Raw genomic sequence first — 10949 nt, 5'->3', positions numbered from 1 at the left:
GAAATGCTCTCATATTAGAAGCTGAAACAAGTTCAGCTTGACGAATACACAAATATTTTATTTAAAACTTAAAAACACCTCCCTTTTGGGGAGGCCGGGAGGGGCTTTATGAACATATCTATATTAGGAACCGGCTGGCTGGGATTACCACTCGCAAAAAAGCTGAAACAAGAGCACGTAGTAAAAGGCTCTGTGACCAGCCAGGAAAAAATGCAACCATTGCGTGAGGCCGGCATTACGCCTTATCAGATTAAAATTTTTACAGAAGGCGTTCAGGGCGATCTTACTTCTTTCCTGGCGCATTCTGAATTGCTAATTATAGACATTCCGCCCGGATTACGCGGCGATCCCGAAGCCGATTTCGTTGGAAAAATTGGCAGAATTATAGATTATATAGAAAAATCACCTATAGAAAAAGTGATTTTTGTGAGTTCTACTTCAGTCTATAAAGACGAAGAAAATTTCCCAGAATACACCGAAGAAAACGAAGCTAACGGAACTTCAGAAGCTGCTAAACAACTTATTTCTTCAGAAAAAATGCTATTGAAAAATGAGCATTTTCAAACCACAGTTATTCGGTTCGGTGGATTAATTGGTCCGGGGAGACACCCGGTAAATTATCTCGCTAACAAAACCGGGATTAAAGATTCAAAAGCGCCGGTAAACCTTATTCAGCAAGAAGACTGCATTGAAATCATTAACCAAATCATCAAAAAAGAAGCCTGGGGAAAGACTTTTAACGCCGCCTATCCTGATCATTCAACCAAAGAAGATTATTACACTAGAACCGCAAAAGAAAAAAGCTTAAATATTCCCGATTTTGACCAGAATGGAGTTTCCAAAGGTAAGAAGATTAGTTCGATGAATTTAAAAGAGGTTTTAGATTATCAATTTGAAAAGGAAATCTAGAAACCCTCTGAATCAAGCTCAAGATGGCGTAAATAAAAAAACCTCACAGATTTTAAAAAACTGTGAGGTCTATAGTTTTAGGAAACTAAAGGTTTGATTAGAACTTATAACCTACTCCTACCATCAAAGTATTTACTCCACTTTTAATATCTGTATCGTATTGTTCAGCAAACTCTATAGATTCATCAGTATATCTATTGGTTAGTTCAATACCGTAGCGTGCCTCAATAAAGAAATCCTCGTTGATATGATACCCTAAACCAAATGCTGCATCTAAACCGAATTCGTTGGTGGTGGGAACATCTTCCAAAACAATAGTTGCCTGAGGACCCGCTTGTAAGTAAAAGTCTGAATTTTCTATATCATACTGCACAAGAACAGGAATAGATAAGAAATCGGTTTCTTCTACATTAAAATAATTTACGGAAGGTTGAAGGTGCCAATTTTCGGTGAATTGAAAATCGGCTAAAAATCCTACATAAAAACCGGATCCGTCTTCAGAAACCTGGGTACCACCCTCGGCATTAGCTTCTACTTCAACATTGGTATATCCAGCCTGTATCCCGAAATCTACATTTTGAGCAAAGGAATTCAATCCTAAAAAAAGGAAGAAAGCTAAAAATAAATTTTTAATCATTTTGTTAGATAGTTTATGTTATAACTACAAACATAGTTTTTATTTGCTAAAACATTGGAAAAACCATAATATTTAGACCTTAAATTGAATTTTTTCGAAATTATTGAAGAAAACTATTTAACAGCTTAGATTCTGAAAAGAGTTCAGAATGACGTAAAAGCTCCTTCGCTTTTTAAGGGAAGGTGACATTCCGAAGGAATGACGGAAGGGTTCAACCACCCCGGCCTATCGGCCACCTCTCCTTAAAAAGGAGGGGGAACATTTTTTTAATTCCACCTTCGGGGGTTAGGGGGCTTCAACCTCTTCTTCCATCACCCTAAAATCCAGGGGCTGCAAAACTTTTAAAGCGCTTTCTATCGAATTAATTTTCTCAAAAGTTAAGAGCAAACGCAAGCCATTCCTGGTTTTCTTCTCTTTCATGGTACATTTATGCTTATGCGTTTGCACATATTGCAGCACCTTGGTAAACGTATTGGTTTGGTAAAATCTGGATTGCTGATCGGAAATAAAATAGCCTATCAATTTGCCTTGTTTTAAAATGATCTTTTCAAGACCTATACTCGCCGCGATCCATTTTATACGTACACTATTTAGTAAGTCTACTGCCTGGGTAGGTAGTTCTCCAAAACGGTCTACAAGCTCGGCTTCAAACTTTTGCAATTCTTCTTCTGAAGTAATTTTATTTAACTGCGTATATAAATTCAGTCTTTCAGTGATATTATTGATATAATCATCGGGGAAAAGAATTTCAAAATCGGTATCGATCTGCGCATCTTTTACAAAGGTTTTATCTTCTATATTTTCAGATTCGTTATAAAGCTCCTGGAATTCATTTTCTTTTAGTTCTTCAATCGCTTCATTCAGGATTTTTTGATAAGTATCAAAGCCAATTTCATTAATAAATCCGCTTTGCTCACCACCCAGTAGATCACCGGCACCACGAATTTCTAAATCTTTCATCGCGATATTTATTCCGCTTCCCAATTCAGAAAACTGCTCTAAAGCGCTAATTCGTTTACGTGCATCTTCGGTCATCACAGAATATGGTGGCGTTATAAAATAACAAAAAGCTTTCTTGTTGCTTCGGCCTACTCTACCTCGCATTTGGTGAAGATCTGAAACCCCAAAATTATTGGCGTTATTAATAAAAATAGTGTTCGCATTGGTAACATCAAGTCCGCTTTCCACGATCGTTGTTGAAACCAAGACATCAAATTCGCCATTTATAAAACTCAGCATCAGTTTTTCCAGCTTCTTACCTTCCATCTGCCCGTGACCTACTCCAATTTTAGCATCTGGCACCACACGCTGAATCATTCCCGCGACCTCTTTAATATTTTCAATCCTGTTATGAATAAAGAAAACCTGCCCGCCACGCTGAATTTCATAGGAAACCGCATCCCGAATGGTTTCTTCGGAAAAGCGAATTACATTAGTTTCAATAGGATATCTATTAGGAGGCGGTGTGGTAATGGTAGATAAATCTCGTGCGGCCATTAAACTAAACTGAAGTGTTCGCGGAATTGGCGTTGCCGTAAGCGTAAGTGTATCTACATTCTCTTTTATAGTCTTTAGCTTATCTTTTACCGAAACCCCGAATTTTTGCTCTTCATCTACGATCAGCAAACCAAGATTTTTGAATTTCACCGCTTTATTTACCAATTGGTGTGTACCAATCACGATATCTACTTTTCCATTCTCCAGATCGGCTAAAGTTTCACGGCGTTCTTTAGCGGTTCTAAACCTATTTAAATAATCTACAGTTACCGGGAAATCTTTTAAACGTTCAGTGAAAGTTTCGTGATGTTGAAATGCCAAAATAGTGGTTGGCACTAGAATAGCGACCTGCTTGCCGTTATCTACCGCTTTAAAAGCTGCCCGAATAGCAACCTCTGTTTTTCCAAAACCAACATCACCACATACCAAACGATCCATAGGGCGCTCGTTCTCCATATCCTCCTTTACCGCCTGGGTTGCAGTACTTTGATCTGGCGTGTCTTCATACATAAAAGAGGCTTCCAGCTCATGTTGTAAATAAGAATCTGGGCCAAAGGCAAAACCTTTTTGTAATCGACGTTTTGCGTAAAGTTCAATTAAATTGTAGGCAATATGCTTAACCCGGGCCTTGGTCTTTTGCTTTAATTTCTTCCAGGCGTTACTTCCTAATTTAAAGATCTTGGGCTCTTTACCATCCTTCCCGTTATATTTTGAAATTTTATGCAGCGAATGTATGCTGACATATAAAATATCACGCTCGCCGTAGAAAAGCTTGATGGCTTCCTGCTTTTTCCCTTCAACATCAATTTTCTGAAGTCCGCCAAATTTGCCTATTCCATGATCAATATGGGTTACATAATCGCCCACCTCAAGATTACCAAGTTCCTTAAGGGTAATCGCCTGTTTTTTAGCATAACCATTCTTAAGATGAAACTTATGATAACGTTCAAAGATCTGGTGATCTGTGTAACAAACATTTTTTCCGGTTTCATCGATAAAACCCTGAAATAAAGCCAAAGTAATTGTTTGGTATTTTACTATACGTTCCTGATCATCGAAGATATCGTGGAACCGTTTGGCTTGCTGTTCACTTACGCAGAAGATATAATTTGTATACCCGTTTTCCTGATTTTCAATTAAGTTATCAATCAGTAAATCGAATTGCTTATTGAAAGAAGGCTGGGGTTTTGTTTGAAATTCTATACTTTTCTGAGCTTCTAAATAAGCCTGGTTACTCAATTCAACAACTGAAAAAAGCTCTAGCTGACTTTTAATTAACTGCCCATCACAAAACAGCTCTTTGGGTTCACTATGTTTTACATCTTCAGAAAGTTTATTAAAGGCTTCTTCTGCCTTGCTAAAAAGTTTATCGGCTTGCGCAGTGAGTAAATCGAGGTTTTTAACAAACACCACGGTTTTTTCTGAAATATATTTTAGAAAACTATCCCGTATTTCATCAAGGTGTTTATTTTCCACATTCGGCATCACCGAAATTTTCTTCACCTTATCTGTAGAAAGCTGGGTTTCTACATCAAAACTTCTGATGCTGTCTACTTCATCTCCAAAAAACTCGATACGGTAAGGCTCGTCGTTACTAAAGGAAAAAACATCTATAATCCCCCCACGTACTGAGAACTCGCCCGGTTCGGTTACAAAATCAACCCTTTTGAATTTATATTCGAATAAAACCTCGTTTACAAAATCTATAGAAAGTTCATCTTCTACAGAAATTTTTAGCGTGCTTCTATCCAGTTCTTTTCGGGTAACTACTTTTTCAAATAAAGCATCAGGATAGGTAACAATTATCGCTGGTTTTTTACGCGAATTAATTCGGTTTAAAACTTCGGCTCGTAATAATACATTTGCATTATCTGTTTCCTCAATTTGATATGGACGGCGGTAACTGCCGGGATAAAAAAGCACATTTTTTTCTCCTACCAGCTGCTCGAGATCGTTTAAATAATAAGCCGCTTCTTCCTTATCGTTAAAGATCAGCAAAAAGGGTTTTTCTGCTTCTTTAAACGCATTGGCTACAACAAAAGAAAAAGCAGAACCAACAAGTCCTTTAAGTTGAATTTTAGTCCGATTTTTTTCAGAAGAGACAAGGGAATCCCTCAATTCCTGCTGTTGCGAGGATTGTGCAAAGCTTTGGGCGATAATAGTTTTACTCATTGGCGCAAAGATAATTGCAGAAATTTTGTCCCGCAACCTCTCAACATTTTTTTAACGTTAGTTGATTTATACTTTTTTCTTTTCGGGATCTTGCCAGGAATTAAATACGGAATAAACAATCACCTCACTCTCCTGGACTTCGTAGATAATAACATAGGGGAAGCGTTTGACTACAGCTTCCCTAAATGGTTTTCTTTTCTCCGAAAAATGAAAAGGATAGTTTTTAATCCACTTAAAATACGAGTTAAGATGATCTAAAAATAAATCACCCAACCCACTTTGTTTTCTCTCATAATAAAGAAAAGCTTCAATTACTTCTAATTGAGCTTCTTCTTTAATTATAAGCTTAAAAGTCATTTCTTCAAAGCATTTTTAGCTCTTTGCTGCACTTCTTCCCAGGAATATGATTCGCTTTTCTCTTTTAAATGATTCAACCTGCGGTTATCCATTTCATGGTAATCTGATTCGGAGAGAACTGAAGAGTCGTTATTTTCATAACTTTCGGCGAGAGAAAGCATCATTTCTAATAGACGTGCATCTGCTTCTTCAACATATTTAAGGACCGTTTTCTTTAACGCTATTGTTTCCATAATCAGAATATTATTGGTCTTATAAAATTACAAATTTTATCTCTACTCCACTTTTACCATTTTCATAACAGCAAAAATGCCTGCAGATGCCTAATTTGCTGTAAGAATTTATAATTATGGGATTTGAGCATTTTGATGTATTTGTGATAGGAACCGGGACCGCCGGAAAGGGTGTTGCTAAAGATTGCGCTAAAGCAGGATGGAAAGTAGCGATAACCGATAACAGGGAGTATGGCGGCACCTGCCCAAATCGTGGCTGTGATCCTAAAAAAGTTCTGGTAGGTTTTACCGAAATTATAAATCGCGCCACTAAAATGCAAGGTAAAGGAATTACGAAAATGCCGGAAGTAAATTGGAGTGATCTAATGACTTTTAAAGAAACATTCTTAGATGCCATTCCTGCTGCTACCGAAAAAGATCTGGCAGCCCTGGACATAAAAATGTATCACCAATCTCCGAAATTTTTAGATAAAAACACGCTTTCTGTGGAAGGCAAAACGATAACCGCAGATAAGATCGTTATCGCAACCGGACAAAAACCTATGCCGTTGAGAATTCCTGGCGAAGAATACGCTCTTTTAAGTGAAGATTTTCTCGATCTAAAAGAATTACCCGAAACAATGATTTTTATCGGCGCCGGATATATTGGGATGGAATTCGCGCATATCGCAGCCCGTTTTGGTGTAAAAGTCACCATGATGGATTTTATGCCAGGTCCGCTTTCCAACTTTGATGAAGATATGGTGGACTACATCCAGCAGGTTTCGGAAGAAGATCTGGGAATCGATTTTATTTTTAATGCAGAAGTGAAGGAAATTGAAAAGCTGCAAAAGAACTTTAGGGTAAAAGGAATTCAGGATGGGAAAGAGATTTCAGCAAAAGCTGAAATGGTTTTTAATACTGCAGGTCGTGTTCCATCTATAGAAGATCTGGATCTGGAAAAAGGAAACGTTGCCTTTTCAAAAAAGGGAATTACGGTTAACGAATTTCTTCAAAATTCAACCAATAAAAACGTGTATGCCTGTGGTGATGTTTCAGACAGTTCGGGATTACCTTTAACCCCGCTTTCTTCACAGGAATCAAAGATAGTTTCAGCAAATCTTTTAAATAAAAAGGAGCCTAAAAAAGCAGATTATCCTCCGCAACCTACCGTGGTTTATACCTTACCAAAACTAGCTTCCGTAGGACTTTCAGAAAAAGAAGCTAAGGAACAGGGATACGATTATGAACTGGAACACAAATTAGTGCCTGAATGGTTTAATGCTAAGCACATCAATGAGAAAATATATGCTTATAAGACCTTAGTGGATAAAAAAACCGGACTCGTGATTGGGGCTCATTTGGTTGGCCCGAAAGCTTCAGAAATCATCAATATGTTTGTAATGGCGATGTGTGGCAAGCTTGACTGTGAAACTTTAAAGAAAATGATTTTCACTTATCCTAGCTGGGCAAGTGATATTAAGGGAATGGTTTAAACAGCCTCCCCCGCCCCGAGTTAATCGCGATTAATTAATTTATACATCGGGTTTGTCTCCTTATTCAACCAGCCGTGATAAATAATATTCGAAAAAATAGCAATTGCACCTATTAAAGCTGAATAAGCGATAAGTGGGATTTCGCCAAAATGTCTAAAATAAATAGCGATTAGCGCCCAAACACCGACTGCGGCAAATTCCCGCATATTTCTACGCCAGATCATAGCAATATTCAGAAAAACAGCCACTGCAATAATAATAACTGTCCAAATCTCCTCCCCAAAAAATGGGGTGGTCCAACCTATTTTAGAAAGATAGGCCGAAACATTCGCGATACTGGCAACGGCAATCCATCCTGAATAAAGGCAAATAGGCCACCAGCTAAATGCCAAGATTTTAAGTGGCGCATCCCAACGTTCCATATTAGTGTTCAGGATTATTTTTATAAGAGAGAATAGAATTAGAAACATCAGCAATACTGAAACTCCCGTAAACTCATACAGCCAAAAAACTACCCAGGCAGCATTGGCCAGGTTTGCTGTTAAAAACCAATAACCGGAATTCCTTAAAAACTCCAGATCATTTTTCGCAGAAAATGCCTGAAAAAGTTGGTAACCAGAAATGGCCAAAAGCGAAAGAAAGATTATTCCCCAAATGGCAAAGGCATAACCTGCAGGAGTAAAAAGATTATAATACTCGGCGCTAAGACTACCCATAGTATTCCCGTTGATAATTCCTGTTTGGGAAATATAACTAACCGCAATAATTAAAATTACCGAGATAAAATTGAGTACTGCAAGACGTTTTTCCATTTTTAGCTGTTTTCTATTAAAATTACTTCATTTTGGGTAATCGCGTATGCTTTTTCCTCATCATTTAGCTTCATCATAAAATTCCCGGTGAATTCTCCAAAAGCAGGAAAGATCAATTGATCTTTTCTTCGGAAAAAACAAGGCAACTTCAGGCTTTGTTTTCCTTTTCCATTTAATCGGTAGCCCGGATGAATATGCCCGCAAAGATTAAAGAAACCTACTCTGTTTTCAGGATGATGGGTAAGTAAAAAACCATTAAGCTGCCATTCTGAATGAATTTTCACGCCCAGTTCTTCATATTTTAAAGGAGAAATAATATCATGATTTCCCGCTATTAAAACAACTTCGGCTTCTACAAAACTGAGCCAGTTTTCGAATAATTTCCACTCACTATTAAGGTCGCTATGAAAAAGATCGCCTAGAAAACAGACAATTTTAGGCTGAAATTTCCCAACAACTTCGCTTAGCCTTAAAAAATTTGCATTAATCGCTTTATGAGGCACTGCACTTCCAAATTTCCTGAAATGAGAGATCTTTCCTAAATGCACATCGCTAATTAAGAGGATTCCCTCTTCTTTCCAAAAAGCGGCACCGCTGGGGTGAAGTTCGAAGGTTTGATTTTGGAGGTTTATGGTCATTGGTTTATTTGAACAACTCAGAAGACTCCGTCATTGCGAGGAACGAAGCAATCTGTAAGTTATGGTACTGAATCTTGAGATTACTTCTCCCGATAAATATCGGGATCGTAATGACGTTCTTTTTGAGAATCGCTTTTTAAAAGATAAATATTCTTTCAGTAAGTATTAGATCCTGAAACAAGTTCAGGATGACGTAATATTATAATTTATGTAAAATCTCAGCTGCTTTTTCCAGTGTTTCATCGGTTTTGGCAAAACAGAAACGTAACTGTTTGTGATCTTTTCCGTCTTTATGAAATACGGAAACCGGAATGGTAGCCAATCCGTATTCAGTAATTAATCTTTTTGCAAAATCTACATCGTGTTCATCGGTAATTTCTGAATAATCCATCACCTGGAAATAAGTCCCCTTGGAAGGCGTTCCTTTAAATTTTGAGCCTTGCATCAATTCTAAAAACTTATCTCGTTTTTGCTGATAAAAATTTCCCAGGCTCAAATAGTGACCCGGATTTTTTAAGTATTCAGCAAAAGCCCGCTGCATTGGGTGATTCACACAAAACACCGTAGCCTGGTGAAACTTGATGATTTCTTTCATTAAGACTTCAGGAGCCACGCAATATCCCATTTTCCAACCGGTATTATGAAAAGTTTTCCCGAAGGAAGCACAAACAATAGCTCTTTCAGCTAAACCAGGAAACTTTGAAGCACTTTGATGTTCTTCCTCATCAAAAATAAGATGTTCGTACACCTCATCACTTAAAAGAATAATATTGGTATCTCTTAATAATTTTTCCAGGCGTAGCATATCGTCTTTTGAAAGTACGGTTCCTGTAGGATTATGTGGAGTATTGATTACGATCATCCTGGTTTTGGAAGTGATTTTTGCTTCAACTTCCTGCCAGTCGATTTTAAAATCTTTTCCTTTTAATTCAATTAAAACAGGTTTGCCACCAGCCAATTTAATGTCTGGTTCGTAAGAATCGTAAGCCGGTTTAAAGACAATCACTTCATCGCCCGGATGCACAAATGCACTTATAGCACAATATAGAGCCTGGGTAGCTCCAGCGGTGAAGATAATTTCAGAAGCTTCATCGTATTGCTTTCCGTAGAGATTTTCAATTTTGCTAACTATTTGCTCCCTCAATTCGGGAATGCCATTCATTGGCGGATACTGGTTGTAGCCATCTTTCATAGCTTTACAAACCAGCTCTTTTAAATGATTATCGGTTTCAAAATTCGGAAAACCCTGAGAGAGATCTATCGCTTTATGCTTTCTTGCGAGTCCGCTCATTACTGAAAATATACTGGTTTTCCCGGCTGGAAGTTTTGAAGGAAGATTTTGAAAATCTGGCATTGCGCTATTTTTAATTAAATTGCATAAAAAATCCCAAATTCAAAAAGAATTTGGGATCGATTTATTTGTATTTAAGGAAGTTTTATCCTTTTACGCTAGCTGCAAGATATTCACGGTTCATACGCGCGATATTCTCTAAAGAAATTCCTTTAGGACATTCTATTTCGCAGGCTCCCGTATTACTACAGTTTCCAAATCCTTCTTCGTCCATTTGTCTAACCATTGCCTGAACACGTTCAGTAGCTTCTACACGACCTTGCGGAAGCAAAGCATATTGAGAAACTTTGGCTGAAGTAAACAACATAGCACTCGCATTCTTACAAGCTGCTACACAAGCTCCACAACCTATGCAGGTTGCTGCATTAAAAGCTTCATCGGCTTTTTCTTTTTCTATTGGAATAGTATTGGCATCTACGGTATTCCCCGAAGTATTTACCGAAACATATCCCCAGGCTTGTTGAATCCTGTCAAAAGCAGTACGATCTACAATAAGGTCTTTTATTACCGGAAAAGCTTTGGCTCTAAATGGCTCTATATAAATAGTATCACCATCTTTAAAAGAGCGCATATGCAACTGGCAGGTTGCAATTAACTTATCTGGGCCGTGAGGCTCTCCATTAATTTGCAAAGAACAGGAACCACAAATCCCCTCACGACAATCGTGATCAAACTGAATGGTATCTTCTCCTTTTTCTACCAACTGCTCGTTAAGTATATCCAGCATTTCAAGAAAAGACATATCACCGTCTATCCCATCTACAGGATAATCTACCATTTTTCCTTTAGCAGTGGCATTTTCCTGACGCCATATTTTAAGTGTTAACTTCATATCGTTAAAAGTATTGAGTAGTGAGTATTTAGTATT

The 10949-nt window shown here is 37.7% G+C and carries 10 protein-coding genes; 2 read left to right on the top strand and 8 right to left on the bottom strand.

From position 1 onward, the window contains the following. The first annotated feature begins 108 nt into the window (after positions 1-108). Entirely contained in the window at positions 109-909 is an 801-nt protein-coding gene (locus AACZ30_RS01375) for an NAD(P)H-binding protein (RefSeq protein ID WP_339647121.1), read from the top strand. 97 nt (positions 910-1006) lie between these two features. Here the strand turns inward: AACZ30_RS01375 and AACZ30_RS01370 are convergent, their stop codons facing one another. The 4 genes from AACZ30_RS01370 to AACZ30_RS01355 all read right to left on the bottom strand — a co-directional run bounded on the left by AACZ30_RS01370 (position 1007) and on the right by AACZ30_RS01355 (position 5805). Next, entirely contained in the window at positions 1007-1546 is a 540-nt protein-coding gene (locus tag AACZ30_RS01370) for an outer membrane beta-barrel protein (RefSeq protein ID WP_339647118.1), read from the bottom strand. A gap of 285 nt (positions 1547-1831) precedes the next feature. Then, the gene (mfd, locus tag AACZ30_RS01365) at positions 1832-5215 is read right to left on the bottom strand and encodes a transcription-repair coupling factor (RefSeq protein WP_339647115.1); all 3384 of its coding nucleotides are present in this window, start codon (positions 5213-5215) and stop codon (positions 1832-1834) included. Between the two features lie 66 nt (positions 5216-5281). Further along, positions 5282-5572, bottom strand: a complete 291-nt coding sequence (locus tag AACZ30_RS01360) for a type II toxin-antitoxin system RelE/ParE family toxin (protein ID WP_075325167.1) — start codon at positions 5570-5572, stop codon at positions 5282-5284. Next, positions 5569-5805, bottom strand: a complete 237-nt coding sequence (locus AACZ30_RS01355; RefSeq protein ID WP_075325168.1) for a hypothetical protein — start codon at positions 5803-5805, stop codon at positions 5569-5571. The genes AACZ30_RS01360 and AACZ30_RS01355 overlap by 4 nt, the downstream gene beginning before the upstream one ends. Positions 5806-5921: 116 nt before the next feature. Between AACZ30_RS01355 and AACZ30_RS01350 the strand changes: the two genes are divergently transcribed. Further along, positions 5922-7280, top strand: a complete 1359-nt coding sequence (locus AACZ30_RS01350) for an NAD(P)/FAD-dependent oxidoreductase (RefSeq protein ID WP_339647110.1) — start codon at positions 5922-5924, stop codon at positions 7278-7280. A gap of 20 nt (positions 7281-7300) precedes the next feature. Here AACZ30_RS01350 and AACZ30_RS01345 read toward each other — a convergent pair whose 3' ends face one another. The 4 genes from AACZ30_RS01345 to AACZ30_RS01330 form a co-directional block, all read right to left on the bottom strand. Next, positions 7301-8092 carry a tryptophan-rich sensory protein gene (locus AACZ30_RS01345; RefSeq protein ID WP_339647107.1) on the bottom strand — a complete coding sequence of 264 codons (792 nt, stop codon included), beginning with the start codon at positions 8090-8092 and terminating at the stop codon, positions 7301-7303. A 2-nt stretch (positions 8093-8094) separates the two neighbouring features. Continuing rightward, positions 8095-8730: a ligase-associated DNA damage response endonuclease PdeM gene (gene pdeM, locus AACZ30_RS01340; protein ID WP_339647104.1), complete on the bottom strand. Its 636-nt coding sequence runs from the start codon at positions 8728-8730 to the stop codon at positions 8095-8097. A gap of 199 nt (positions 8731-8929) precedes the next feature. Then, positions 8930-10084 carry a methionine aminotransferase gene (locus AACZ30_RS01335; RefSeq protein WP_339647101.1) on the bottom strand — a complete coding sequence of 385 codons (1155 nt, stop codon included), beginning with the start codon at positions 10082-10084 and terminating at the stop codon, positions 8930-8932. Positions 10085-10166: 82 nt separating this feature from the next. Further along, on the bottom strand, positions 10167-10913 hold the full coding sequence (locus AACZ30_RS01330) for a succinate dehydrogenase/fumarate reductase iron-sulfur subunit (protein WP_075325173.1): 747 nt from the start codon (positions 10911-10913) through the stop codon (positions 10167-10169). Positions 10914-10949: the final 36 nt, after the last annotated feature.

Source organism: uncultured Salegentibacter sp. (genome assembly GCF_963972535.1).
Classification (GTDB): domain Bacteria; phylum Bacteroidota; class Bacteroidia; order Flavobacteriales; family Flavobacteriaceae; genus Salegentibacter.
Note: the sequence above shows the minus strand (reverse complement) of the source record. Positions and strands in the feature narration are given on the sequence as shown.